The 26,440-nt window shown below is 67.4% G+C and carries 23 protein-coding genes; 12 read left to right on the top strand and 11 right to left on the bottom strand.

From position 1 onward, the window contains the following. The first annotated feature begins 30 nt into the window (after window positions 1-30). Both BVG12_RS06875 and BVG12_RS06870 read left to right on the top strand, forming a co-directional pair. Window positions 31-1,449 carry a cytochrome P450 gene (locus BVG12_RS06875; RefSeq protein WP_075796242.1) on the top strand — a complete coding sequence of 473 codons (1,419 nt, stop codon included), beginning with the start codon at window positions 31-33 and terminating at the stop codon, window positions 1,447-1,449. After that, window positions 1,446-2,045, top strand: coding sequence for a hypothetical protein (locus tag BVG12_RS06870; RefSeq protein WP_075791779.1), 600 nt, complete (start codon window positions 1,446-1,448; stop codon window positions 2,043-2,045). Before BVG12_RS06875 ends, BVG12_RS06870 begins: the two co-directional genes overlap by 4 nt. Before the next feature lie 124 nt (window positions 2,046-2,169). Here BVG12_RS06870 and BVG12_RS06865 read toward each other — a convergent pair whose 3' ends face one another. Genes BVG12_RS06865 through BVG12_RS06850 form a run of 4 tightly spaced genes read right to left on the bottom strand, consistent with a single transcriptional unit; the run spans window position 2,170 to window position 6,923 of the window. After that, window positions 2,170-3,423, bottom strand: coding sequence for an ArgE/DapE family deacylase (locus BVG12_RS06865; protein WP_075791778.1), 1,254 nt, complete (start codon window positions 3,421-3,423; stop codon window positions 2,170-2,172). 1 nt (window position 3,424) lies between these two features. Continuing rightward, complete coding sequence (gene uraD / locus BVG12_RS06860) at window positions 3,425-5,197, bottom strand: 2-oxo-4-hydroxy-4-carboxy-5-ureidoimidazoline decarboxylase (protein WP_075791777.1); 1,773 nt, start codon at window positions 5,195-5,197, stop codon at window positions 3,425-3,427. 5 nt (window positions 5,198-5,202) lie between these two features. Beyond that, on the bottom strand, window positions 5,203-6,147 hold the full coding sequence (gene puuE / locus BVG12_RS06855; RefSeq protein ID WP_075791776.1) for an allantoinase PuuE: 945 nt from the start codon (window positions 6,145-6,147) through the stop codon (window positions 5,203-5,205). Between the two features lie 14 nt (window positions 6,148-6,161). Next, entirely contained in the window at window positions 6,162-6,923 is a 762-nt protein-coding gene (locus BVG12_RS06850) for a GntR family transcriptional regulator (protein WP_083684690.1), read from the bottom strand. Window positions 6,924-7,035: 112 nt separating this feature from the next. Between BVG12_RS06850 and uraH the strand changes: the two genes are divergently transcribed. The 7 genes from uraH (at window position 7,036) to BVG12_RS06815 (ending at window position 15,845) form a co-directional block, all read left to right on the top strand. After that, window positions 7,036-7,395 (top strand): hydroxyisourate hydrolase, encoded by a 360-nt coding sequence (gene uraH / locus BVG12_RS06845; protein WP_075791775.1) that lies wholly within the window; start codon window positions 7,036-7,038, stop codon window positions 7,393-7,395. Between the two features lie 205 nt (window positions 7,396-7,600). Beyond that, the gene (locus tag BVG12_RS06840) at window positions 7,601-8,857 is read left to right on the top strand and encodes a urate hydroxylase PuuD (RefSeq protein ID WP_075791774.1); all 1,257 of its coding nucleotides are present in this window, start codon (window positions 7,601-7,603) and stop codon (window positions 8,855-8,857) included. Between the two features lie 141 nt (window positions 8,858-8,998). Further along, window positions 8,999-10,492 (top strand): nucleobase:cation symporter-2 family protein, encoded by a 1,494-nt coding sequence (locus tag BVG12_RS06835; protein ID WP_075791773.1) that lies wholly within the window; start codon window positions 8,999-9,001, stop codon window positions 10,490-10,492. Further along, complete coding sequence (locus tag BVG12_RS06830) at window positions 10,489-11,331, top strand: outer envelope protein (RefSeq protein ID WP_075791772.1); 843 nt, start codon at window positions 10,489-10,491, stop codon at window positions 11,329-11,331. The genes BVG12_RS06835 and BVG12_RS06830 overlap by 4 nt, the downstream gene beginning before the upstream one ends. A gap of 133 nt (window positions 11,332-11,464) precedes the next feature. Then, entirely contained in the window at window positions 11,465-12,913 is a 1,449-nt protein-coding gene (locus BVG12_RS06825; protein WP_075791771.1) for an FAD-dependent monooxygenase, read from the top strand. Window positions 12,914-13,263: 350 nt separating this feature from the next. After that, window positions 13,264-14,076, top strand: a complete 813-nt coding sequence (locus tag BVG12_RS06820; protein WP_075791770.1) for a formate/nitrite transporter family protein — start codon at window positions 13,264-13,266, stop codon at window positions 14,074-14,076. A gap of 32 nt (window positions 14,077-14,108) precedes the next feature. Beyond that, a complete protein-coding gene (locus BVG12_RS06815; protein ID WP_075791769.1) occupies window positions 14,109-15,845 on the top strand; it encodes a bifunctional protein-serine/threonine kinase/phosphatase in 1,737 nt (578 codons plus the stop codon). Here BVG12_RS06815 and BVG12_RS06810 read toward each other — a convergent pair. Together BVG12_RS06810 and BVG12_RS06805 are read right to left on the bottom strand one after the other, a co-directional pair. Continuing rightward, a complete protein-coding gene (locus BVG12_RS06810; RefSeq protein WP_218921049.1) occupies window positions 15,842-16,807 on the bottom strand; it encodes an acetoacetate decarboxylase (ADC) in 966 nt (321 codons plus the stop codon). The genes BVG12_RS06815 and BVG12_RS06810 overlap by 4 nt on opposite strands. A 69-nt stretch (window positions 16,808-16,876) precedes the next feature. Beyond that, window positions 16,877-17,302, bottom strand: a complete 426-nt coding sequence (locus BVG12_RS06805; protein ID WP_075791768.1) for a MerR family transcriptional regulator — start codon at window positions 17,300-17,302, stop codon at window positions 16,877-16,879. A 145-nt stretch (window positions 17,303-17,447) separates the two neighbouring features. Here BVG12_RS06805 and BVG12_RS06800 point away from each other — a divergent pair, with 145 nt between their 5' ends. Next, complete coding sequence (locus BVG12_RS06800) at window positions 17,448-18,680, top strand: NADH:flavin oxidoreductase/NADH oxidase family protein (RefSeq protein ID WP_075791767.1); 1,233 nt, start codon at window positions 17,448-17,450, stop codon at window positions 18,678-18,680. A 14-nt stretch (window positions 18,681-18,694) separates the two neighbouring features. After that, window positions 18,695-20,149, top strand: coding sequence for a coniferyl aldehyde dehydrogenase (locus BVG12_RS06795; RefSeq protein WP_075791766.1), 1,455 nt, complete (start codon window positions 18,695-18,697; stop codon window positions 20,147-20,149). Here the strand turns inward: BVG12_RS06795 and BVG12_RS06790 are convergent. Continuing rightward, window positions 20,109-20,759, bottom strand: coding sequence for a M17 family peptidase N-terminal domain-containing protein (locus BVG12_RS06790; protein ID WP_075791765.1), 651 nt, complete (start codon window positions 20,757-20,759; stop codon window positions 20,109-20,111). The genes BVG12_RS06795 and BVG12_RS06790 overlap by 41 nt on opposite strands. A 109-nt stretch (window positions 20,760-20,868) precedes the next feature. On the opposite strand from BVG12_RS06790, the gene BVG12_RS06785 reads away from it, so the two are divergent. Further along, on the top strand, window positions 20,869-21,825 hold the full coding sequence (locus BVG12_RS06785) for a bile acid:sodium symporter family protein (protein ID WP_075791764.1): 957 nt from the start codon (window positions 20,869-20,871) through the stop codon (window positions 21,823-21,825). 29 nt (window positions 21,826-21,854) lie between these two features. On the opposite strand, the gene BVG12_RS06780 is transcribed toward BVG12_RS06785, so the two are convergent. The 4 genes from BVG12_RS06780 to BVG12_RS06765 form a co-directional block, all read right to left on the bottom strand. After that, window positions 21,855-22,853, bottom strand: coding sequence for an aldo/keto reductase (locus BVG12_RS06780; protein ID WP_075791763.1), 999 nt, complete (start codon window positions 22,851-22,853; stop codon window positions 21,855-21,857). Beyond that, window positions 22,850-24,013, bottom strand: coding sequence for a galactokinase (gene galK / locus BVG12_RS06775; protein WP_075791762.1), 1,164 nt, complete (start codon window positions 24,011-24,013; stop codon window positions 22,850-22,852). The genes BVG12_RS06780 and galK overlap by 4 nt, the downstream gene beginning before the upstream one ends. Window position 24,014: 1 nt before the next feature. After that, complete coding sequence (locus BVG12_RS06770) at window positions 24,015-25,082, bottom strand: UDP-glucose--hexose-1-phosphate uridylyltransferase (RefSeq protein ID WP_075791761.1); 1,068 nt, start codon at window positions 25,080-25,082, stop codon at window positions 24,015-24,017. Between the two features lie 236 nt (window positions 25,083-25,318). Then, complete coding sequence (locus tag BVG12_RS06765) at window positions 25,319-26,329, bottom strand: transporter (protein WP_075791760.1); 1,011 nt, start codon at window positions 26,327-26,329, stop codon at window positions 25,319-25,321. Window positions 26,330-26,440 lie beyond the last annotated feature (111 nt).

Here is a 26,440-nt window from a genome sequence, read left to right as displayed (position 1 = left end):
GCGCCCAGCTCTGGATCGACAATGCGTGGCATGAAAACGACCACGCCCCCATCCTGCCCCTTCCACGCCGGCGCGGCGAGCAGCCCGCCGGCATCCCATCCACCCGGCACCTGGCCCCCGGGTCCGCCGGCCGGCCTGACGGGCTGGCGTTTCCTGCGCCAGATGTCGGACGACCTGCTCGGCACCTTGTCCCGTTGGCGGCGCGAATACGGCGACATGGTGCACCTGCGGATCTGGCCCGAGCACCAGGTCATGGTCACCGATCCGCAACTGGTGCGCGAGCTGCTCGTCGACCGGCACGATGCGCTGGTCCGCTGGGAGCGCGGCATCGACGTGTTTGCGCAGCTGCACGGGCATAGCACGCTGACGTCGGAAGGCGCCGCATGGCGCACGAAGCGCCAGGCGCTGCAGGGCGCGTTCACACCCAGAGCCGTGCAGGCCTTCGCGCCCGCCATCGCCTCGGCGGCCGGCGCCGCGTTCGCGCAGTGGCCGCAAGCGGACGATGCGTGGCCGATCGAGAGCGCCTTCACGTCGCTGGGCATGGATGTGATCGTGCGCATGATGTTCTCCAGCGGGATCGCGGCCGATGCGCGCGAGGCCGAGCAGGCCGTGCACGTCTGCTCCGTCGCCGGGAATGCCGAGATGTATTGGCCCGCCAGCTGGCCGGACTGGATGCCGTGGAAGAGAAACAAGCGCCGTGCCCTCGCCACGCTCGACCGCCTGATCGACGGCCACGTGCGGGCGCGCATGCGGATGGAGCGGGCGGAGTGGCCTCAGGACCTGCTCACCCGCCTGTTGACGTTGCACGTCGAGGACCCGGCGACGTGGCCGCTCGAGGCCATGCGCGACGAATGCATGACGGCGTTCCTGGCCGGGCACGAGACGACGGCCGCGACGCTGACGTGGTGGTCGTGGTGCATGGCCGCGCATCCGGACGCGCAGGCGGCCGCGCGCGCGGAGGTCGATGCGGTGCTGCAGGGCCGGGCGCCCACGGCCGCTGACTTGCCTGTGCTCGATTATCTCGGCCGCACCCTGCGGGAGACCCTGCGCCTGTATCCGGCCGCGCCGGTGCTGATCATGCGCCGTGCGCTGCGTCCCGTCACGCTGGGCGGCTGGCAGCTGCCGGCGCGGACGATCTTCTCGGTGCCGCTGCAACTGATGCACCACGATGCGCGCTGGTTCCCGGAACCGCAGGCGTTCCGCCCCGAGCGCTTTACCGACGGCGCGCCTTCGATCCCGCGCGGCGCGTTCATGCCGTTCGGGACAGGGCCGCGCGTGTGCCTGGGCCAGCATCTCGCGCTGGCGGAAATGACGCTGCTCGCGGCGCTGTTCCTGCAGCGTTACGAGGTCGCGGTGCCGAGCGGGATGGCGGCCCCGCGGCCCGTCTTCAACATCACCTTGAGGCCGGAGACGCCGCTGACCCTGCGGCTGACGGCCAGACGCCGATGATCGCCCCGCGCATGCTGCACCGGGCCATTGGTACGGTGCTTGCCGTGTTCGTGACGGCGCACATCGCGAACCACCTGGCGGCGCTGGCCGCCGTCGAGGCGCATGTGCGCTTCATGGAGCGGGCGCGCCTCGTGTACCGGCAGCCGGTCGTGGAAGCCGTGTTGCTGCTGTGCGTCGTGCTGCAGGCGGCGAGCGGCCTGCGCATGCTGTGGACGGGGCGGCGGCGGCGCAGGACGGTCCTGGCGTGGCTGCAGGCGGGATCGGGTGCGTATCTGGCGCTGTTCCTCGCCATCCACGTGGGGGCCGTGCTGGTGGCGCGCATCGCGGGCGGGCTCGATACGAATTTCTATTTCGCGGCGGCCGGGCTGCACGTGTGGCCGTTCGTGCTGTTCTTCACGCCCTATTATTTTCTCGCGGTGGTGGCGTTGTTCGTGCACCTGGGCTGCGCGCTGCGGCGGGGCAGGGCGGTCGTCGCGTTGGCGTCCGCGGCCGGCATCGTCGTCGCGGGCCTGATCGTGGCCGCGCTGATGGGCTCACTGTATCCGGTCGAGATACCCGCCAACTATCTGCAGACTTTTGCGGCCCGGCGTGCGTAGGTCGGGCGGTCCTCCGCCCACGCGTAACGCCAACAAACCGCACGTGTCGCGCGTGGGCACGGCGTGCCCACCCTGCGGTTCCGGCATCGCGACGCCCGAACGGAAGACGGGCGCCGCGGGACACTCAATCGAGCAGGTCGAACAGCGTGCGCGCGACGACCTTGGTGGCGCGGCGCAGGTCTTCCAGGTCGATGTGCTCGTCGGCGCGCTTGGCGTTGCTCTCGCCGACCGTGCGCGGGCCGCAGCCGTACAGCACGGCCGGAACGCCCGCCTCGCCGAACAGGCGCGCATCCGTGTACAGCGGCGTGCCGGCCGCGCCGATCTCTTCGCCGAACACGCTGGTGGCGTGGCGCGACAGGGCGTCGACCAGCGGCTGGTTGCCGTCCAGCGGTTTCAGCGCGTTCGCCAGCAGCATGCGCTTGATCTCGACGGTGATGCCCGGGCAGTCGGCGACGGCGTTCCTGATGACCTGGTGCAGCGTCGCTTCGACGTCGAGCGGATTCTCTTCCGGGATCATGCGGCGGTCCAGCTTCAGCACGACCTTGCCCGGCACGACGTTCGTGTTGGTGCCGCCTTCGATCAGGCCCACGTTCAGGTACGGGTGGTTGATGCCCTTGACCTGGCTCTTCACCTTCTTGTACTGCGTGTTCTGGTCGTACAGCGCGACGAGGATGCGCGTTGCGGCCTGCAGCGCGTCGACGCCGGTCTCCGGCACGGCGGCGTGACCCATCTTGCCGTTGACGGTCACTTCCATCTGCAGGCAGCCGTTGTGCGCGGTGACGACCTGGTAGCTGAAGCCCGCGGCGATCAACAGGTCCGGCTTCACGAGGCCTTGCTGCAGCAGCCAGCCCGGACCCAGTTCGCCGCCGAATTCCTCGTCGTAGGTGAAGTACAGCTCGACGCCGCCCTTGAGCGGGGCGCCCAGCGCTTCGAGGGCGCGCGTGGCGAACGTGAAGGTCGCGAAATCGCACTTGCTGACGGCGGCGGCGCGGCCGAACAGCTGGCCGTCGACGACTTCGCCGCCGTAGGGGTCATGGGTCCAGCCGTCGCCCGGCGGCACGACGTCGCCGTGCGCGTTCATCGCGACGGTGCGGCCCGGGCCGTATTTGCGGCGCACGACCAGGTTCGTGATCGTCTCCAGGCCGGCGGCCTTGACGGCAGGCGCCGGCACGGCGTGCTTCTCGGCGTCGAAGCCGAACCCCTTCAGCAGGTCGGCGGCGCGCTCCGCGTGCGGCGCGTTGTTGCCAGGCGGGGTGTCGGTCGGCACGCGCACGAGCTCCTGCAGGAAGCGCACTTCCTCGTCGAAATGGGCGTCGATCCAGGCGTCCAGCGCTTCGTACGGCGTGGAGTTGGCGTTGTTGTTCGAGGTCGTGGTCATGTTAGAAGTCCGTGGCGAGTTGGTCGAGAAGAGTTTTGAAAGCCTGGACGCACAGTTCGGCGTCGTCGTTGGTGATGGATTCGAGCGGGTTGTGGCTGATGCCGGCGTTCAGGCCGCGCAGGAACAGCATGGCTTGCGGCATGATGTCGTGCAGTTTCATCGCGTCGTGGCCGGCGCCGCTGGGCATGCGGAACACGGGCAGGCCGAGCGTCTCGACGGCTTGTTCCCAGCGCCGGCGCCATGCCGGGGCGCACGGCGCGGCGGCGGCGCGCATCGTTTCTTCGAGCGTGTACTGCAGGCCGCGGCGCCGGCAGATCGCGGCGAGTTCCGCCTGGATGTCGGCGGCCGCCGCGTCGCGCACCTCGTTGGTCGTGGCGCGCACGTCCAGCGAAAAGCGGCAGCGGCCCGGCACGACGTTGATGGAACCGTTCGGCACGTCCAGCATGCCGACCGTGGCGACGAGGTCGGGGACCGCGCCGCCGCGCTTTTCCGCGAACAGCACCAGTTCGGCGCAAGCCGCGGCGGCATCGCGGCGCATCGTCATCGGCGTGGTGCCGGCATGGCTGGCGACGCCGACGATCTCGCCGACGAAACGCACGCTGCCGTTGATCGACGTGACGACACCCAGCGGCAGGTCGAGGTCGTTCAGCACCGGACCCTGCTCGATGTGCGTCTCGACGAAGCCAAGGTAGTCGGCGGGATCGCGTTTCAAGGCGGCGATGGCGTCAACGTCGAGGCCCGCGTTGCGGATCGCGTCGCGCATCGTGATGCCGTCCGCGTCCTTCTGGTCGAGCCAGCTCATGTCGAATGCGCCGCACAGGGCGCCCGAGCCCAGGAACACGGCTTTATAACGCTGGCCTTCCTCTTCCGCGAAGCCGACGACTTCGATGCCGTAGGCGAGACGCTTGCCCTGGCGGTGCAGCTCGCGCACGCAGGCCATCGGCACGAGGATGCCCAGGCGCCCGTCGTACTTGCCGCCGTTGCGCACGGTGTCGTAGTGGGAACCGGTCAGCAGGCGCTTCGCGGCCGGATCGGCGCCGTGATAGATGCCGACCACGTTGCCGACGGCGTCGATCGAGACATCGTCGAAGCCGCAGTCCTCGCGCATCCACTTCGCCAGCTGGGCAGCGGTGGCGCGGTGCGCGTCGGTCAGATATGTCACGCACAGCTCGCCACGCTCGGCGTATCCCGGCTCGGAGTGGACCGCCAGTTCCTCGTGCCAGTCCCATACGAGGTTGCCCAGGACCGGGTGCTGGTCGAACTTGTCGTCCAGGCGGATCTCGGCGATGCGGTGGATGTTGCGCAGTGCTTCGTCGAACTCGAAGTCCGGGCCGTTTGCCAGGCGGCGCGCGAACGTGGCGATAATCTCCGCCTTCGGCAAACCGGCGCCGCGCGGGCCGCGCACGGCCAGGATGAATGGGAAGCCGAACTTGGCGTTGTAATCGGCGTTCAGCTTCTGGATGGTGGCGAATTCCTCCGGCGTGCAATTCGTCAGGCCGGCCTTGTTCTGTTCATTGGTCGATTCCGCCGTCAGCGATTTGCTGACCATCGCCTTGCCCGCGAGCTCCGGGTGGGCGCGGATCAGGGCCAGTTTTTCGTCGTGCGAGGCGTCCCGCACGGCTTCCACGAGGCCGCGCTTCAGTTGCGCCAAGGTCGCGAACGGACGCTTGGCCCAGGCGCGGCCCGCGATCCACGGCGAGTGTTCGTAGACGCCGTCCAGCAGGGCCGTGAATTGCGCCTGGTCGGCGGCGTTGAGTGTCTCCAAAGTCAACATTGTTGTTACTCCCACGCGAATGCGGTATCGGGGTTGTAGGGATGCACGCTCTTCCAGTGGCGTGCGATGTCGATGCGGCGCGCGACCCAGACGCGGTCATGTTGTTCGATGTAGTCGAGGAAGCGCTGCAGCGCGCGGAAGCGTCCCGGACGGCCCAGCAGGCGGCAGTGCATGCCGATGGACAGGATCGATGGGCGTTCGCCGCCTTCCTGGTAGTGCACGTCGAAGGCGTCGCGCAGATACGCGAGGAACGGGTCGCCGTGCGAGAAGCCTTGCGGCAGGGCGAAGCGCATGTCGTTCGCGTCCAAGGTGTAAGGCACGACGAGCTGCGGCGCCTGCGTGCCGTCCGTCTTGCGCACCTTGAGCCAGAACGGCAGGTCGTCGCCGTAGTAATCGCTGTCGTATTCGAAGCCGCCGTAGTCGGCGACGAGGCGGCGCGTGTTCGGGCTGTCGCGGCCGGTGTACCAGCCCAGCGCCCGTTCGCCCGTCAGGCGTTCGATGGCTTCCATGCCGCGCGCCATGTCGGCGCGTTCGGTCGCTTCGTCGACGTTCTGGTAGCTGATCCAGCGCCAGCCGTGGCAGGCGATCTCGTGGCCCAGTTCCTTGAACGCGGCCGTCACGTCGGGCGAGCGTTCCAGCGCCATGCCGACGCCGAAGATCGTCAACGGCAGGCCGCGCTTCTCGAATTCGCGCAGGATGCGCCAGACGCCGACGCGCGAGCCGTATTCGTAGATGCTTTCCATCGACAGGTGGCGCGTCGGGAACGACGCGGGGTTGAACATCTCGGACAGGAATTGCTCGCTGCCGGCGTCGCCGTGCAGCACGCTGTTCTCGCCGCCTTCTTCATAGTTCAGGACGAACTGCACGGCGACGCGGGCGCGGCCCGGCCAGTCGGCGTACGGTTGCTCGCGGCCGTAGCCGGCGAGGTCACGTGGATAGTGTCGGGTCATGATGGTTTCTTGGGTCACGGGTGAAGGATGTCGGCCAGGTCGACGCGCTGCGGATCGAGGTGCAGGTTGTGCTGCACGTTGGCCAGGTGTTTGGAGACGAGGCGCACGGCCGCCTTGACGTCGCGCTTCTCGAAGGCGTCGACGATGGCCACGTGCTCGTCCAGCGATTCTTCCGCCGACTGCGACGACTGGCGCATCAGCGCGATCAGCGAGGAGCGCGTCAGCAGTTCGGAGAGCATCTGCACGAGCACCTGGTTGCCGAGCATCTGCGCCAGCACGAGGTGGAAGTCGCCCAGCAGGCGGGTGCGGCCCGGGACTTCGGCGTTGGCGACGGCCTCGCGTTCCAGCTGCAGGTGTTCGCGCAGCTGCTTGACCTGCGTGTCGGTGATCGTCGCGCACAGCTGCTTCGTCACGGCCGTCTCGAGGATGGCGCGCACTTCGAACACGTCGTTCGCTTCCTCGGCCGTGGGGGTGGCGACGAAGGCGCCGCGCGCCGGTTCCAGCACGACGAGGCGGTCGCGCGACAGCTGGTTGAACGCCTGGCGCACGACGGTGCGCGACACCTTGAAGATGTCGCCGATCTTCTGCTCGGACAGTTTGGTGCCCGGCATCAGGCGGCGCTCGGCGATGGCCTGGGTGATGGAGTCGACGATGCGCTGCGTGGCGCTGCCGGCAGGCAGCCCCGCGGGCGTATCATGGTTTGCGCCGGCGCCGAGGGCGGCCGGGGCATCGCTTGTCGGCGTGACGATCTTCAGGGGCGTTCGGGCTCGGCTCATGGTCGCTCAAAACAATAAGGGATTGACATCGTGCTTGAAGTGTATACACTTTTCAAAAAAAAGAAAACAGAAAGTGTATGCAATTTTTCAGTCAACCAAGAAAGGAAAACAGATGGGACACCTCAGCACCCACGTGCTCGACACCATGAACGGCTGCCCGGCCGCCGGCATGCGCGTCACCCTGGAAGCGCTCGACGTCAACGGCGCCGCGCGCACGATCAAGACGCTCACGCTGAATAGCGACGGCCGCAACGACGGCGGTCCGCTGCTGAACGCGGAAACGATGGCCGTCGGCCGCTACCGCCTGACGTTCGCGGTCGGCGCCTACTTCCGCGAGAAGGGCGTCAGCCTGCCGGAGCCGGCCTTCCTCGACTCGGTGCCGCTCGAGTTCGGTATTTCCGATGCGAACGGCCACTATCACGTGCCGCTGCTCGTCAGCCCGTGGTCGTATTCGACCTACCGTGGTTCTTAAGCATCATTGCTTGTTCTTGTCATAAAAACCCTTACCCATTTTCGACAAGATCGTATACAGTTGTAGATGTCGCCGCGGAGCACATCGGTTTCCAGGGCTTGGCCCTTCGCCGATGGTTGCGATGATTTGCCCCTCACAGAGCCCGCTGTGGTGATGGGACAGTACGTACAGACGTTTGGCCGTACTTCCTTTAGTGAGAAGCTCTATGGAATCCTATCTGCTCGACTGGGTGAATCTGCTGTTGCGCTGGACCCACGTCATCACGGCGATCGCCTGGATCGGCGCATCGTTCTACTTCGTCTTCCTCGATAACTCGCTGACCAAGCCGACGTCGCCCGACCTCGTCGAGAAGGGCGTCGACGGCGAGCTGTGGGCCGTGCACGGCGGCGGCTTCTATCACCCGCAAAAATACCTCGTGGCGCCGAAATCCATGCCCGAAGGCCTGCACTGGTTCTATTGGGAGAGCTACGCCACGTGGCTGTCCGGCTTCGGCCTGTTCACGGTGCTGTACCTGTTCAATGCCGGCACCTTCATGGTCGACAAGCAGGTGCACGACTGGACCCCTGGCGCCGCCGTCGGCACCGCGCTGGGCTTCCTCGTCGCGTTCTGGCTCGTGTACGACACGATCTGCCGCACGTTCGGCCGCAAGAAGAACGGCGACGCCATCGTCGGCGGGATCGTCTTCGTGTTCGTCGTGTTCGCCGCCTGGCTCGCATGCCAGCTGTACGCGGGCCGCGCCGCCTTCCTGCTGGTGGGCGCCATGCTGGCCACGTCGATGAGCGCCAACGTCTTCTTCTGGATCATCCCGGGCCAGCGCAAGGTCGTCGCGCAACTCAAGGCCGGCCAGCCGGTCGACCCGATCTACGGCTGGCGCGCCAAGCAGCGCAGCGTCCACAACACGTATTTCACGCTGCCGGTGCTGTTCGCGATGTTATCCAACCACTACGGCTGGCTGTATTCGGGCGAGAACAACTGGGTCGTGCTGGTCCTCATGATGCTGACCGGCGCCCTGATCCGCCAGAGCTTCGTCGCCCGCCACAAGGCGCTGGTGCACGGCAAGCGCGTGCCTTGGGAATATGCCGGCTTCGGCGTCGCCGCGCTGCTGGGCCTCGTGGTCTACCTGACCCCGAAACCCGAGGCGGAGCTGCCCGCCATCGCTTCGGCGGCACCGGTGAACGCCCCGGCGGGCAGCGCGGCCGCCGCCGGCGCCACCGCGCACAACGTCAGCTTCGACCAGGTGAAGGGCGTCGTTGCCCAGCGCTGCGCGATGTGCCACTCGGCCGCCATGGCGTCCAAGGGCATCTCGTTCGACTCGCCCGATTCGATCAAGCGCCACGCCCAGCAGATGTACCAGCAGGCCGTCGTGCTCAAGCTGATGCCGCTGAATAATGCCACCCAGATCACCCCCGACGAGCGCAACCTGATCAAGCGCTGGTACGAGGAGGGCGCCCCGGTCAACTGATCGCCCAGGGCCCCGCGTCCCGGCCGGCCGCGTCACGAGCGCGGCCGGCGCCCGAGGCAGCATGCATCCTTTGTTTCGAACGTAGTACGCAGTACGGCAGTTCAAAAACCAAGGGGGACCACCCCCGTACAGGAGACAAGCATGACCCAACCCTCTCGCCACCCGGTGGATGAGCGATTGCCCCTCGGGCGCCTCACCGCGCTCGGCCTGCAGCACGTCCTCGTCATGTACGCCGGCGCCATCGCCGTGCCGCTGATCGTCGGACGTGCCCTCAAACTCCCGCCCGAACAGGTCAGCATGCTGATCTCGGCAGACCTGTTCTGCTGCGGGATCGTGACCCTGATCCAATCCCTCGGCCTGACATCCTGGTTCGGCATCCGCCTGCCGGTGATGATGGGCGTGACTTTCGCGGCCGTCGGCCCGATGGTGGCCATCGCGAACGCGGTGCCGGGCGTCGACGGGGCGCGCGCGATCTTCGGCGCCGGCATCGGCGCCGGTGTCGTCGCGCTGCTCATCGCGCCCCTGATGAGCCGCCTGCTGCGCTTCTTCCCGCCCGTCGTCACGGGCACGATCATCCTGATCATCGGCGTGACCCTGATGCGCGTCGGCGTGGGCTGGGCCATGGGCGGCCCGGAGAACACGGCGCAGAGCGTGGACACCGTCAAGCTGGCCGCGATGGTCGACGCGGCGCGCGCGAGCGGCGCGCCCGAGCTGAAGCTGGCCGGCCCCGTGCCGATGACGCCGAACCCGAACTACGGCGCGCTGGACCACCTGGGCATCGCCGCCTTCGTGCTCGCCGTCGTGCTGTGCCTCGTCCGGTTCTGCCGTGGCTTCCTGGCCAATATCTCCGTCCTGCTGGGCATCGTCGCCGGCTGCGTCGTGACGTTCGCGTTCGGCGAGATGAGCTTCGCCAAGGTCGGCAAGGCCGCCTGGTTCCAGCTCGTGACGCCGCTGGCGTTCGGCGCGCCCACGTTCGACCTCGTCATGATCGTCACGTTCTCCGTCGTCATGATCGTCGTGATGATCGAATCGGCCGGCATGTTCCTCGCGCTGTCCGAACTGACGGGCAAGGACCTCGACCGCAAGCAGCTCGCGGCCGGCCTACGCACGGACGGCCTGGGCACCCTGATCGGCGGCCTGCTGAACACCTTTCCGCACACCAGCTTTTCGCAGAACGTGGGCCTGGTGGCCGTCACGGGCGTGAAGAGCCGCTGGGTGTGCGTGGCCGGCGGTTGTATCATGATCGTGCTGGGCATGCTGCCGAAAATGGCCGCGCTCGTGGAAGCGATCCCGCAATTCGTGCTGGGCGGTGCCGGCCTGGTCATGTTCGGCATGGTTGCCGCAGCGGGCATCCGCATCCTGACGCGCGTGGACTTCCGGAACAACCGCTTCAACCTGTATATTGTGGCCCTGTCGATCGGCTTCGGCCTGATCCCGCTGGTGGCGCCACGCTGGGCCCAACAGATGGCCCATAGCCTGCATCCGTTGCTGGAGTCGGGCATTCTGCTGACCGCCGTCGCCGCGGTCGCACTGAACCTCTTCTTCAACGGAACCCGCGACGTCCCGGCCGAAAGCCACGGCGACGCGGGCGCCACCAACAACCACCAACCAATCGTCCAAGGGAGCAAAGCATGAAAAAAACCGTCCTGACCATGGCGCTGTGCGCGTGCGCGGCAACGTCCGTCCAAGCCGCAGAGTGGAGCGACACCTCGATCGGCTACCGTACCGGCAGCCGTTTCCGTGAGCCGTTCAACGGCGAGAACATCCACAAGGATATCCTCGACCTCAACCACGTGAGCGGTTATTCGTACGGTACGAACTTCTTCAACCTCGACGTCCTGCTGTCGAACAAGACCGACCCGTCGGCGCCGGGCGCAAGCTCGGGCGCGCAGGAGTTCTACCTCCTGTACCGCAACACGGTGTCGCTGGCCAAGGTGAGCGGCAAGGCATTCGCCTACGGTCCCGTGAGCGACGTGGGCATGACCTTCGGCTTCGACGTCAATACGAAGGACGACGCCGGCTACAACTCGAAAAAGCGCATGCTGGTCCTCGGCCCGACGTTCTCGTTCAAGGCCCCGGGCCTGCTGAACGTGGGCATCTACGGCCTGTGGGAGAGCAACGCGCCGACCAACCAGTTCACGGGCGTCTCCACCCCGCGCTACCGCTACGACACGCACCCGATGCTGGGCGCCGTGTGGGCGTTCCCGGTCGGCGGCACGGGCTGGTCGTGGGAAGGCTACGCGAACTGGATCGCGTCGAAGGGCAAGGACGAATTCGGCAACCAGACGGCGCCGGAAACGAACATCGACATGCAACTGCTGTACGACGTGGGCCCGCTGCTGGGCGCCAAGCCGAAGACCTTCCGCGCCGGTTTCGAATACCAGTACTGGCACAACAAGTTCGGCAACGACAGCAAGCGCGTCCCGGGCGCGTCGGCCAGCACCCCGATGGTGAAAGCCGAATACCACTTCTGATTTCCGAGTAGGACGGGGCGGCACGGCGGTGCCGTCCAGTCGTTACCACCGGCGCGCTTGCCTTGGGGCGGCGCGCCGTTTTTTTGTTTTCGAGCCCGCTGATGTAGCATAGGCGTCCGATCGGGAGGACCGTATGCACACCAGCGAACATGACGTCATCATCGCCGGCGCCGGCCCCACGGGCCTGATGCTCGCCGCCGAATTGGCACTCGCCGGCGTGGACGCCGCCATCGTCGAGCGCAAGCCGATGCAGGACCGCGTGGGCGCGCGCGCGGGCGGCCTGCATGCGCGCACGCTCGAACTGCTCGATCAGCGCGGGATCGTCGACCGGTTCCTCGCCCAGGGCAAGACGCATCCGCGCGTCGGTTTTCACGTGCCCCTCGACATCGGCGATTTCCCGACCCGGCACAACTACCTGCTCGCGCTGCCCCAGGAACGGACCGAACGCCTGCTCGCGGCGTGGGCCGACGAGTTGCACGTGCCGATTTACCGCGGCCGGGACGTACGCGGTATCGCATGCGACGAGAACGGCGTCGACGTCACGACGACGCAGGGCGGGGCGATGCGCGCCCGGTGGCTCGTGGGCTGCGACGGTGGACGCAGCACGGTGCGCAAGCTGGCCGGCATCGGCTTCCCGGGCTGGGACGCCTCCACGAGCTGGATCATCGCCGAGGTCAGGATGACGGAGAAGCCGGTGCCGGGGTTCCGCGAGGATGCGTCCGGCCGCCATGCGATGTCCGTGATGGAGGACGGCGAGACGGTTGGCGTCGTCCTCGCGGGACGCGACCCGCATGCGGCCGGCGAGCCGACGCTGGACGAACTTGCCGCCGGACTGAAGGCCGCCTACGGCACCGATTTCGGCGTTCACTCGCCCACGTGGCTGTCGCGCTTTTCCGACGCCACGCGCCAGGCGGACACGTATCGCGAGGGCCGCATCCTGCTCGCGGGCGACGCCGCGCACATCCATCCGCCGCTGGGCGGGCAGGGGCTCAATCTCGGCGTCCAGGACGCGGTCAATCTCGGGTGGAAGCTGGCGCAGGTCGTCAAAGGCGTCTCGCCCGACACGCTGCTCGATACCTATCAATCCGAGCGCCACCCCGCCGCGGCGCGCGTCCTGCGCAACACGATCGCGCAAGGCGTGCTGAGGCGACCGGACGCGCGCACCGCGGTGTTGGGCGAATTCGTCGCCGAGATGCTCGCGATGGACGAGCCGCGCAAGCGCTTCGGCGCGATGATCTCCGGCCTCGACATCCGCCACGGCCTTGGCGACGGCCATCCGCTGCTCGGCCGCCGCATGCCCGACCTGGACATCGTGACCGCCATTGGCCCGACCCGCGTCTACGCGCTGCTGCACGAGGCGCGGCCCGTGCTGCTCAACCTGGGGCAGCCCGGCGCCTTCGCCGGTGTACGCCGCGTCAAGCGGGTCGATGCGACGTTCGCCGGCGTTTGCGAACTGCCCGTCATCGGCGCGGTGCCGATGCCGGCCGCGGTGCTGATCCGGCCGGACGGCCACGTGGCGTGGGCCGGAGACGCAGGCGCCGCGGGCTTGGCCGAAGCGCTCGGCGCCTGGTTCGGCGCTTGAGTCGGCCCCGATCGTCCGCGCCGGCCTCCGCCAACGCCTGCCGCACGAGCGCCCGCGCCGCCCGGGTCGTGACGTCGACCGCGCCGGCCGGCATGGTGCATCGCCCGATCCGCCATGCCTCGTTTGCGGGCGCGCGCGTGATCGAAGCTTCCGATCTGGTGCGTTCTTGCACCACGAGGCGGCGCCGGCACGGAAGCGGTGCACCGGACGGCGGGCCGCCGGCGATTCGCCCGCGCATGCACGCTTCCAGGGCAGGCCCGCTTCTTGCATGACTCCCTTCGACGGCGCAACCGACGCCGGATCATCGTTCAATCCACGCCGCGCGTGCGCGGCCCCGAGGGAGAAGTTTCATGGCGTACCTGGTGCCTTCAGAATTCGTGACCAAGATGGTCGACGCGGGCGAGTCCAAAATCTATATGTCCACGCGCGACGCGCTGATCCGCGCCTACATGGCGGGTGCGATCCTGGCGCTGTCCGCGGTGTTCGCCGTGAGCTGCTCCGTGGCCACCGGCGTGCCGCTGATCGGCGCGCTCCTGTTCCCGGTGGGCTTCTGCATGCTGTACCTGCTCGGCTTCGATCTGCTGACCGGCGTGTTCGTCCTGACGCCGCTGGCATTGATCGACAAGCGCCCCGGCGTCACGCTGCCGCGCGTGATCAAGCACTGGGGCGTCGTCTTCGCGGGTAACTTCCTCGGCGCGTTCACGGTGGCCGTGCTGATGTCGTATATCTTCACGTTCGGCTTCCACACCGACGGCGGCGCGCTGGCCAAGACCATCGGCACGATCGGCGAAAAGCGCACGCTGGGCTATGCGGAGTACGGCTTCGCCGGCATGGTCACGCTGTTCATCCGCGGCATGCTGTGCAACTGGATGGTGTCGACGGGCGTCGTCGGCGCCATGATCTCGACGACGGTCGGCGGCAAGGTCATCGCCATGTGGATGCCCGTGATGCTGATCTTCGCGATGGCCTTCGAGCACTCCGTGGTCAATATGTTCCTGTTCCCGTTCGGGATCCTGACGGGCGCGCACTTCACCTTCATCGACTACCTGCTCTGGAACGAGATCCCGACCGTGCTGGGCAACCTCGTCGGCGGCCTCGCGTTCACGGGACTGACGCTGTACTCCACGCACGTGAAGACCGCGCCGAAGCGTTCCTTCAACTAAGGCTCAGGCACCACGCGCGGCCCGGCGTCTTCATGTCGACACCATTGACGCTGTCCGTCGGCCAGCATACGGACCGGGGCCGCAAGGGCATCAACCAGGACAGCCACGGCATGGTCGTGCCGCGCGAACCGCTGCGCTCGACCAAGGGCGCGGCGCTCGCGCTGGCCGACGGCATCAGCAGCAGCGCCGTGAGCCAGGTCGCGAGCAGCACCGCCGTCGCGTCCTTTCTCGAGGATTACTATGCGACGTCGGACGCCTGGTCGGTCAGGACGTCCGCCGAACGCGTGCTGGGCGCCGTCAACGCCTGGCTGTATGCCCAGACGCGCCAAAGCCAGGACCGGTACGACCAGGACCGCGGCCATGTCTGCACGTTTTCCGCGATGGTCATCAAGTCGAACACGGCCCACGTGTTCCACGTCGGCGACGCGCGCATCTACCGCATCCACCTCGGCGGCCAGGGCGCCAGCCTGGAACAGATCACGACCGACCACCGCGTCTGGGTGTCGCCCGAGCGCAGCTACCTGAGCCGCGCGCTGGGCGTGGAGGGCAGGATCGAGATCGATTACCGCGCCGTGGCGCTGGAAGCGGGCGATCTGTTCATGCTGGCGACGGACGGCGTGTACGAGCACGTGAGCGGCGCCGACGTGCACGCCGCGCTGCAGGGCGCGTCCGATCTGGACGAGGCGGCGCGGCGCCTCGTGGCGCGCGCGCTCGACAACGGCAGCGCGGACAACCTCACCGTGCAGATCGTCCGCATCGAGTCGCTGCAGGCGCGCGAAGCGTCCGAGCTGCTGCGCCAGATGGCGGGGCTGCCGCTGCCGCCGCTGCTGGAGCCGCGCGCGGAGATCGACGGCTACCGCATCGTGCGCGAAGTGCACGGCAGCAGCCGCAGCCACGTCTACCTGGCGCTCGACCCGGACACCGGCGCGCACGTGATCCTCAAGACCCCATCCATCGACCTCGCCGGCGACCGCGCCTACATGGAACGCTTCGTGATGGAGGAGTGGATCATGGGGCGCGTGCGCAGCCCCCACGTCGTGAAACCGGCCGCGCCCGCGCGCCGGCGCAGCTGCGTCTACCTGGCCACCGAATACATCGACGGCGTCACGCTCGCGCAATGGCTGCGCGACCATCCGCGTCCCGGGCTGGACGCGGTGCGGCGCATCGTCGACCAGGTGGCGAAAGGCCTGCGCGCCTTGCACCGGCTCGACATGCTGCACCAGGACGTCCGTCCGGAAAACGTCATGATCGACGCCGACGGCACGGCCCGGATCATCGACCTGGGTTCCGTGAGCGTGGCCGGCGTGATCGAGATGACGTCGCACGCGCCCGGCTGGACCTTGCAGGGCGCCGCCCTGTACGCCGCGCCCGAATATTTCCTGGGCGAGCGAGGGACGGTGCGCTCGGACGTGTTCGCGCTGGGCGTGCTCACGTACTTCATGCTGACGGGCGAACTGCCGTACGGCGTCGGGATTCCCGGCGCCAGCGGGCGCGCGGCGCAGCGCAAGCTCGCGTACACGCCGGCGCGCGACCACGATCCCGCGATACCCGCCTGGGTCGACAGTGCGCTGCGCAAGGCGTTGCAGATCGATCCGCGCCGCCGCTACGAGGACGTGTCCGAATTCGTGTACGACCTGCACCATCCGAACAGTGCCTTCCTCGAACGGACGCGGGCGCCGCTGATCGAAAGGAGTCCGCTGCTGTTCTGGAAGGCGATGTCGTTCGCTCTGGTGCTGGCGCTGGTGGCCGATCTGGCGTTGCGGCGCTAGCGCCCGCCGAGCGACGCCAACGGCCGCGGCGCATACAAGGCGCTCTGGAAGTCCGGGACGTATTCGTATTTCAGCATTTTTCCGAGTTTCAGGGCCTTGATGTAGCTGGCAAAGCTGCCGTCCCCGAGCGTCAGTTTGACCGCGTCGCCGTCCGTGCTGGACGCATGGCCGAGCTGGCGCGAGACCGCGTAGCCATAGGTGAGCTGCCCGCCACGATCGACATTGGTGAAACTGTTCGTCACGAGGTCGACGTCATGTGAAAGGCCGGTCAGCTTCCTGCCTTCGAATACGACGTCGGGCTTGCCGGTTACCTCGTCGTCGATTTCGACGGTGACCGCCTCGCCGTTTTCCTTGAACCGGATACCGGTCAGCCATTTCGGCAGATTGTAGCCGACCACGCCCCTGACCCTGGCCAGCTCGGTATTCACCGGCAGTTTCAGCACATAACCCCAGAACGACTTCGCGCGCGACTGGCCGAACAAGGTCAGCGGACCGAAAGACGGCGCGCCCGGCTGATTGGTCACGACGGACAGCGAGACCTCGTTGTAACTGTCGTTGTCGCAGTAGTGATAGGCGTACGCGGTCAATGCGACGACGCCCCGGCCCGGCCAGACCTGCAACGGCTGCACCTGCTTGGCGACTTCCGGCGGAATCAGTGCGCGGAGCGTCCCGATGTCGGCCGTGAAGATGGCGGTGATTCTGCTGTTCTTGTAATAGAAGTTCGGCGAATACGTGTCGAAGCCGATGTCCGTCTTCGTTTTGCCCAGCGTGCGGAACCAGCTCAGGTCGACGTCGGGCGCCTCGGCGTGGATGACCTCCAGGGGCGGATTGGAGCGGTAGCGGTCGTACAGGCCGCCGGCGACGACGGGCACCGGATGGCCCGCGATCTCGATCGTCGTTGCGGCAGTGGCGTCCAGCGCCATCGCACTCAGGAGCATTGCCGTGATGTTCTTGATTTCCATGGATTCTGATACCGGATTGTGATGAATGCATGGCATGCTAAGTTTCAAGCCGGCTTGAAGGTCAAGCACTCATCCGCGGTTTTTTTTCCCGGGCTGCAGTCCCACCTGGTCCATCACGCGGACCGCGTTGTCCTCGCAGGCCATGCCTTCCGGCTTCGACTCGATCAGTTCGATCAGCGACAACAGATGCGCCTTGTTGTTCGCCAGCCGACGTTCCATCGCTTCGATGTCGGCCAGCTTGTTGCGCAGCGTCGCCATCAATTCGGCATGGTGCCAGCCGGCGGCATTGGTGGGCAGGACGCCTTTGATTTCGTCGAGCGTGAATCCGGTCTGCTGCGCGTTGATGATGATGGCCAGGATCGCGGCCGCTTCCGGCGGATATTCGCGGTAACCGTTCGCTAGACGGTCGACCGATTTCAGGAGTCCTTTCGATTCATAAAACCGGATGGCGGACGCGGTGAGTCCGGTGCGCTTTGCAAGTTCGCCAATTTTCATATGTCGCTCGCGGGTAACGTGGATGCTTACTCTAACGTTAAAGTCAACTTGAATGTCAACGGCGCGAAAAAATCGCAAAAAGCCTATTGACCTTCAAGTTGACTTGAAGGTTACGATGCCATCCATCGACACCAAGGAGTCCCAGATGAACCCGTTCACCCCGCTGACCCTGCCGAATGGCACGCTGCTTCCCAACCGCTTCGCCAAGGCCGCCATGGAAGAAAACCTGGCGGATGCCGACCATGCCCCCTCCGACGAGCTGATCCGCCTGTACCGGACCTGGGCGGAGGGTGACGTCGGATTGATGATCACGGGGAACGTCATGGTCGACCGCCGCGCGATGACGGGGCCGGGCGGCGTCGTCCTCGAATCCGGACAGCATCGTGCGCGCTTCGAACAATGGGCCGCGGCCGCCCGCAGCCGCGGGGCGCAGGTCTGGATGCAGGTTAACCATCCCGGCCGCCAGATGCCCGCAGCGCTGGGCCAGGAAACCATCGCGCCGTCGGCCGTGGCGATGGACATGGGGAAGTTTTCCAAGCAATTCACGCCGCCGAAGGAAATGACCGAGGCCGAGATCCTGGAGGTCAAGCGCCGCTTCGTCGAGACCGCCGTGCTGGCGGAAACCTTCCGTTTCAACGGCGTCCAGATCCACGCCGCGCACGGCTACCTGATCAGCCAATTCCTGTCGCCGCTGACGAACAAGCGGACGGATCGCTGGGGCGGTCCGATCGAAAACCGGGCGCGCCTCCTGGTCGAGGTCGTGAAAGAAGTGCAGGCGCGCGTCGGTTCCACGTTCAGCGTGTCGGTCAAGCTCAACTCCGCCGACTTCCAGCGCGGCGGCTTCAGCGCGGACGACGCGAAAGCGGTGGTGGCCATGCTGAACCCGTTGAACATCGACCTGCTTGAGCTGTCCGGCGGCAGCTACGAGGCGCCCGCGATGCACGGACAGGCGCGGGACGGACGGACCCTGGCGCGCGAAGCCTACTTTCTCGAATTCGCGCAGGACATCGCGTCCGTCGCCGCGATGCCGATGATGGTCACCGGCGGCATCCGCCGCCTGCCGGTCGCCGAGCAGGTGCTGGGCAGCGGCATCGACATGGTCGGCATCGGCACGGCCCTGGCGCTGAATCCCGATCTGCCGCGCGAGTGGAAAGCGGGTGCGGCGAGCGCGCCCATGCTGCGTCCGATCACGTGGAAGAACAAGGTGCTGGCGTCGATCGCCTACATGTCGATGGTGAAGCACCAGCTGCGGAGGCTGAGCCGGGGCAGGGGACCGAATCCGGCCGTCGCGCCGCTGTGCGCGTTCCTGGAGCAGCAGCTCGACACGACGATCAAGACGCGGCGTTATCGGCGCTGGATGGGCCGGCAGGCAACCTGACCAAGGAGTATCCGATGACGGTTTCGCTCGATATCCCTTACGAAGAACAGATGGGTACGACGCTGCGCCGGCAGCGGCAGGCGTTCCTCGACGACGGTTTCCCGGCCGCGGGCGTGCGCAGGAATCGCTTACGGCGCCTGCGCACGGTGGTACTTGCCCATCGCACGGAACTGGAAGGCGCGGTCTGCGCCGATTTCGGCAACCGGTCGCGGTACGAGACAGATCTCATGGAACTGATGGGCGTCGTCCAGTCGATCGGCTATCTCGACCGCAAACTGCGCCGCTTCATGCGGCGCGAGCGGCGACACGTCGGTCTCGCTTACCGCACAGGACGGGCGTACGTGGAATACCAGCCGCTGGGCGTCATCGGCATCATGGCGCCCTGGAATTACCCGTTGTCGCTGACGCTGATCCCGCTGGCGACGGCATTCGCCGCCGGCAACCGGGCGATGATCAAGCCGTCGGAGCTCACGCCGCGCACCAGTGCGGTGATCCAGCGCATGCTCGCGAGCGCGTTCTCCGAGGACGAAGTCGCGGTCGTGACGGGCGGGGCCGACGTCGGTGCCGCATTCAGTGCGCTGGCGTTCGATCATCTCCTGTTCATCGGCAGCACCCAGGTCGGACGAAAGGTGATGAAGGCCGCCAGCGAGAACCTCGTACCGGTCACGCTGGAACTCGGCGGCAAGAGTCCGGCCATCGTCGCGCGCGGTCATGCCCATGCCCGCACGATGACAAGCCTCGTGTATGGCAAGCTGTCCAATGCGGGCCAGACCTGCGTGGCGCCGGATTATGCATTGGTGCACGAAGACGACCTTGAGCAGTTCATATCCCTCTACCAGGAGACCGTCCGCGCGTTCTATCCGAACGGTCCCACCGATCCGGACTACGCGTCCATCATCAGCGAGCGCCATTACGACCGGCTGACCGGCCTGCTGGACGATGCCAGGCGCAAAGGGGCGCGCGTGCTCGACGTCGGACATGCTCCCGCGAACGCCACGCGGCGTGTCCGCACGCTCGCGCCGGCGCTGGTGGTCGACGTCGACGACGGGATGGCGATCATGCAGGAAGAGATTTTTGGTCCGATCCTTCCGGTCCGGACCTACCGCACGATGGCGCAAGTGATCGGGTACGTGAACGCGCGACCCCGCCCGCTCGCGCTCTATTATTTCGGACCGCGCGACGCGGACAGCGAGCTGCTGCTGGCGCGTACGACATCGGGAAATGTCGGCATCAATAACACGCTGATGCACGTGGCGCAGGACGACCTGCCGTTCGGCGGCGTCGGACCGAGCGGGATGGGGGCCTACCACGGCATCGAGGGATTCCGGGCGATGAGTCATGCCAAGGGCGTGTATGTCCAGGGGCGCTGGAGCTTGCCGCGCCTGTTGCATGCTCCGTTCGGCCGTCTCGCGGATCAGGTGCTGACGCTTATGCTCGGGCGCCAGACGCCGCCTGTTGCGCCGCCGTGAGCCGCGCAAACGCTTCCGCGAACGCGCGCCCGGCCGCCTGCAGGCGCGGCGCCCCGACATCGAACGTACAATGCCGCAGCACGGGCGCCCGCGCGAGGCCGGCCTCCGCCACCATGTGCTCGGCCCGCAAGGCTTCCATCATCCCGTCCAGCATGACCTCCTGCATGTTCAGCGCCGCGTTGTCGGTGTGGCCGGCATCGAGCACGCTGGGCGCGAACGCCATCGATTCCGCGCCGTAGCGGATCGCCTCGCGCAGCGCGACGCGGCACGCGCGCCGCAGCACGTCGCCGTCGAGCAGCGCCGGATCGCCCATCCCGATCACCAGCACCGCACGGGGCGTCACGCCCGGCGGCGGCGTCGTGACGAGCAGCGTTTCCATCGGCTGCGCGCGGAACGCGCCCGCCGCGCGCAGGCGCGACAATGCACCGCCGAGCGCCTGGTCCAGCGCCAGCAGTCCGCCGGCCATGCCGGCGCCCAGCTCGTGCTCGAACATGCAGGCCACGCTGAAGTCGACGTCGGCGTGGGCCGGGCCCCAGGCGACGACGTCGAACTCGACGGCGTCAATCGAGCCGATGGGCAGGCGGACGGGTGAGGAGACGGTATCGGTCATGATGGCGAGATGCTAACGCGGTTTGCGCCGGTCCGCATCCGCGAAAACTTGGGGGTTGCCGACTTATAATGTGGCACGCAGGCAAATCGAGACCAGGGAGAACACACGCGTGAACGCAGTAGAAAAAGCCAGCGCCTTCGTCGGCAAAACCTTTTCGGTGTGGGTCCTCCTGTTCGCCGCCCTGGGATTCTTCGCGCCGCCGCTGTTCACCGGCTACAAGACCTGGATCGCGCCGCTGCTCGGCATCGTCATGTTCGGCATGGGCCTCACGCTGTCGGCGGAGGATTTTCGCGAGGTCTTCCGGCGGCCGAAGGACGTGGCCATCGGCGTCGTCGGGCACTACCTCATCATGCCCGGCATCGCCTACGTGCTGGCCGTCGCGCTGCGCCTGCCGCCCGAGATCGCCGTCGGCGTGATCCTCGTCGGCTGCTGCCCGAGCGGGACCGCATCCAACGTCATGACGTTCCTGTCCAGGGGCGACGTGGCGCTCGGGGTCTCGATCGGATCGGTGTCGACCCTGATCGCGCCGTTCGCGACGCCGGCCCTCGTGTCGCTGCTCGCGGGCGCGTGGATGCACATTAATACGGCGTCGCTGTTCATGGACATCGTGCAGGTCGTGATCCTGCCGATCGCGCTCGGCATCGTCGCCAAGACGCTGTTCCGCAAGCAGGCGGCGGCCAGCGTCAAGGCGCTGCCGCTGGTGTCCACGGTGGCGATCGTGCTGATCATCGCGATCATCGTCGCGCTGAACCAGTCGAAACTGCTGACGAACGGCCTGCTGATGTTCGCCGCGGTCATCCTCCACAACCTGCTCGGCTTCGCGCTGGGCTATGTGTTTGCGCGGCTGTTCGGCATGAACCTCGCCAAGCGCAAGGCGGTGATGTTCGAGACGGGGATGCAGAATTCCGGACTCGGCGCCGCGCTGGCCGCCGCGCATTTCAGTCCGCTGGCGGCCGTGCCGAGCGCGCTGTTCAGCGTGTGGCACAACCTGTCCGGTTCCGCGCTGGCCACCTGGTTTGCGCGCAGGGACGACACGGCCGGCACGCGGCGCACCGGCTCGACATGAAGCCGGACAAGGACCGGTGCTGAAACGCGCTATTGCGCCGCCAGGATCGCCTCCACCGCCGCGATCTCATCCCCCGCCAGCGGCGCCATCTGCACGGCCTGCACGGCATCCAGCACCTGCTGCGGCCTGCTGGCGCCGATCAGCACGGACGCGATGGCCGGCTGCCGCCGCACCCACGCGAGCGCCAGCTGCGCGAGCGTGCGTCCGCCCGCGCGCGCGACCTCGTTCAGCGCCGCTATCATCGCGAGGCGCTCCGGCGTGATGTGCTCCGGCTTCAGGAAGCCGACCTTGCCCGCCGCGCGCGAATCGGCCGGCAGCGCGCCGCCGAGATAGCGGTCCGTCAGCAGGCCCTGCGCCAGCGGAGAAAACGCGATGCCGCCGATGCCTTCCCGTTCGAGCACCGGGAACAGGTCCGCCTCGGGCTGGCGCGCCAGCATGCTGTAGCGCATCTGGTGGATGACGAACGGCGTGCCCAGGCGGCGCAGTTCCGCCGCCGCGGCGGCGGTGCGCTCGCCGTCGTAGTTGGAGATGCCGGCATACAGCGCGCGCCCGCTGCGCACGATGTAATCGAGCGCCGCCATCGTTTCCTCGAGCGGCGTGTCGGGATCGGGGCGGTGGTGATAAAAGATGTCGACGTAGTCCAGCCCCATGCGCTTGAGGCTCTGGTCCAGGCTCGCGACGAGGTATTTGCGGCTGCCCCAGTCGCCGTAGGGGCCGGGCCACATCGTGTAGCCGGCCTTGGTGCACACGACGATCTCGTCGCGGTACGGTTTCAGGTCGTGCGCGAGGATGCGGCCGAAGTTCGTTTCGGCCGACCCCGGCGGCGGGCCGTAGTTGTTCGCGAGGTCGAAGCACGTGATGCCGTGGTCGAACGCCGTGTGCACGATCTCGCGCTGGCGTTCGAAGTCATCCAGCCCGCCGAAGTTGTGCCACAACCCCAGCGACACGGCGGACAGCCGCAGGCCGCTGCGGCCGCAATGCGGGTAAGGCATCGAACCATAGCGTCCGGCCGCCGCCTCCCACATCATGGATGCACTTTCCCGGCGCCCGCCGCCGGCTTGCATACGTAAATGGTGGCCGTCTTGCCGTCCGGCGAGCGGTACGCCCGCTCGACGGCGGCTCTAGCCGCGTCGACCAGCGCGTGCGGCACGACGGCCACCACGCAGCCGCCGAAACCGCCGCCCGTCATGCGCACGCCGCCCTGCGTCCCGATCACGCCCTTGACGATGTCGACGAGGTTGTCGATCGCGGGCACGGTGATTTCGAAATCGTCGCGCATCGACGCGTGCGACGCGGCCATCAGCCCGCCCAGGCGTTCCAGGTCGCCGGACGCCAGCGCGTCGGCGGCGGCCAGCACGCGGTCGTCTTCCGTCACGACGTGGCGCGCGCGGCGCAGCACGACCGGGTCGAGCTCACCCGCGCGCTCTTCCAGCGTGGCGAGGTCGAGGTCGCGCAGGGCGGGCAGGCCGAAGTGGCGCGCGGCCGCCTCGCACTGCTCGCGGCGCACGTTGTAGGCGCTGTCGACGAGGCCGCGCGTCACGTTGGAGTTGAAGATCATGATGGCGGCGTTGTCCGGCACCGGCACCGGCTTGACGTCCAGCGAGCGGCAGTCGATCAGCAGCGCGTGGCCGGCGACGCCGCAGGCGGAGCTGATCTGGTCCATATTGCCGCACTTGGTGCCGACGAAGTCGTTTTCCGACGCCTGCGCGATCAGGGCGATGTCGACTGGCGACAGCCCATCGACGCCGGGCAGCGTGGCGAACAGGCGGCCGACGGCCACCGACAGCGATGCCGACGACGACAGGCCCGCGCCCTGCGGCACGTCGCCCGCGATGGCCAGGTCCATGCCCTGCACGGGCAGGCCGCGCTGCACGAACTGGTCGACGACGCCGCGCACGTAGTTGGCCCACATCGGCTGGTCCACGCGGCCGATCGGGGCGTCGAGGTCGTACTCGTCGAGCGCGTCGGCGTAATCGGCCGCCACCACGCGCACCTTGCGGTCGCTGCGCGGTTTCGCCGCGATGGCGGTGCGGTAGTCGATGGCGCAGGGGAGCACGAGGCCGTCGTTGTAATCGGTGTGCTCGCCGATCAGGTTGACGCGGCCCGGGGCCTGGACGAACAGCGTGGGCGCGGCGCCGAAGGCGGTTTCGAACGCGGCGGCGGTACGGGAGAGACGGGAGTCGGTCATGTCAGGTGGTTTGATCAGATTCGGTTTCGAGGTAGTGCACTTCGGATTGCGCGCGCAGGCGGTCGGCCGCCTGTTCCGGGGTCAGGTCGCGCTGGGCTTCGGCCAGCATCTCGAAACCGACCATGAACTTGCGCACCGATGCGGAACGCAGCAGCGGCGGGTAGAAGTGAGCGTGCAGCTGCCAGCCTTCGCCGTCTTCCGTGCTCGCGCCCTGGACCGGGTACGGCGCGCCGTGCCAGCCCATCGAGTACGGGAACGACGTCTGGAACAGGTTGTCGTAGCGGGTCGTGAGGCGTTTCAGCAGCACGGCCAGGTCGGCGCGCTGCGCCGGCTGCAGGTCTTCCAGGCGGCGCACGGCGAAGCGTGGCAGGACCAGCGTCTCGAACGGCCACGCGGCCCAGTACGGGACGATGGCGACCCAGTGCTCGGTTTGCACGACGACGCGCTCGCCCGCGGCGATCTCGCGCTCGGCCACGTCCAGCAGCAGGCGGCGGCCGTGTTCCGCGTGGTAGGCGTTCTGCTGGCGGTGTTCAAGGGCCGGCAGGTTCGGGACATAGCTCGTGGCCCAGATCTGGCCGTGCGGGTGCGGGTTCGAGCAGCCCATCACGGCGCCCTTGTTCTCGAATACCTGCACCCAGCGGTATGTGGCGCCCAGTTCGGCGGCCTGCGCGCACCACGTGTCGATGACGCCCTCGATGGCCGGCACCGACAGCTGCGGCAGGGATTTCGCATGGTCGGGCGAGAAGCAGATCACGCGGCTCGTGCCGCGCGCGCTCATCGTCTGGAACAACGGATCGGCGCCCGGCGCGGCTTCCGGGGTGTCCGGCATCAGCGCGGCGAAGTCGTTCTCGAACACGTACGTGCCCGTGTAGTCGGGGTTTTTTTCGCCGTTGACGCGGGTATTGCCCGGGCACAGATAGCAGGTCGGGTCGTGCGAGGGCTTGGCCGAGCGGTCGACGGCTTCCTGCTGCCCCTGCCACGGACGCTTGGCGCGGTGCGGCGACACGAGGACCCAGTCTCCCTGAAGCGGGTTGTAACGGCGGTGCGGATGGTCGGATGGATTGAACATGGTCTTCTTCTGCGATTCGGATGGACGAAAAGCCGCGGGAGGCGCGGCGCGCGTACCGGTGGAAGCAGAGGCTGGCGCCGGTGTTTGGGGCCATTCTACCGTCGGCGGCGCCGCGCACGGCTGCCTGGCGTGCGGACTTTTCCTGTGGCAAGAAGCTTAGCGTGACGCCGGAAAACGAGTTATGCCCAATGCAAGGGCATATATCTTGTTTTCATATGGTAAAGACATGTTACGGCTCAGCGGGGGCGTTGCAATCGCAGCAACAACCAGGCGATGGCGCCCGTCACGAGGGCGGTAAAGCCCAGCACGACCCAGAAGCCGTGCGGATGCTGGGACAGGGGCACGCCGCCCACGTTCATGCCCAGCAGGCCCGCGATCAGGTTGATGGGGAGCGCCATCACCGTGACGATGGTCAACAGGAACAGGCTGCGGTTGTTGTCCTCGTTGACCCGCGCCGCGATCTCTTCCTGCAGCAGCTTGATGCGCTCCTGCACCGCGGCGAGGTCGGACAGGACGACCGTGAATTCCTCGGTCGACTGGCGCAGCTCCTGGCGGTCGTCCGGGGCGACCCAGGCCGGCGGCCGTTGCAGCAGGCGGAAGAGGGCGGCCGGCTCCGGCGCCAGCAGCCGTTGCAGGCGGACGAGCACGCGGCGCAGGGCGCCCAGGTCTTCGCGCCGGCGCGTCAGGCGGCCGGCCAGCAACTGGTCTTCGGTGGCGTCGACCCGCGCCACGGCGTCGCGTACGATGTTGACGAGGACGTCGGCCTGGTCGCGCAGCAGGTGCACGAGCAATTCGACGCTGGAGCGCAGCGGCGTACCCTGCAACACGTCCTGGCGCAGGCGTTCGATGGATTCCAGCGGCTTGCGGCGGGCCGTGATCACGCCGCGCGGGGTCGCGTGGACCCACAAGGTGGAGATCTCGGCCGCGTCGACGGAAAAATTATGCAGCACGTCGTTGACGACGGCGATCAGGGCGTCGTCGGCGATCTCGATGCGGGTGGAGCGCGAGCCCTGGTGCAGGGTCTCGTAGAATTCGTCGGGCAGGCCGGCGTGGGCGCGCAGCCAGCGCTCGCTGGCCGCGTTCGAGAGATTGAAGTGCAGCCAGAGGAACTGCCCGGGGACGGGGGCGCGCAACCAGTCCGCGGCAAGCTGCGCATCGACGGGCACCGCTTGCGCACCGCCTTCCATCATGAAGCCCCAGACGAGCCCCGAGACGTCGGAGCCGTAGTTGTACGCCGGTGTCGCCATCATCCATCCCATGCAGACCAGAGGTGACGGCATTGTAGAGCAAGCTCGCTACGTCATCCCCGCGCAGGCGGGAATCCATACTGCGCTTCGGAATCCTGTCACGGCGCTTTC

This window comes from Massilia putida, from assembly GCF_001941825.1.
GTDB lineage: Bacteria > Pseudomonadota > Gammaproteobacteria > Burkholderiales > Burkholderiaceae_D > Telluria > Telluria putida.
The sequence above is the reverse complement of the archived record's forward strand: the minus strand, read 5'-3'. Positions and strand labels throughout refer to the sequence as shown.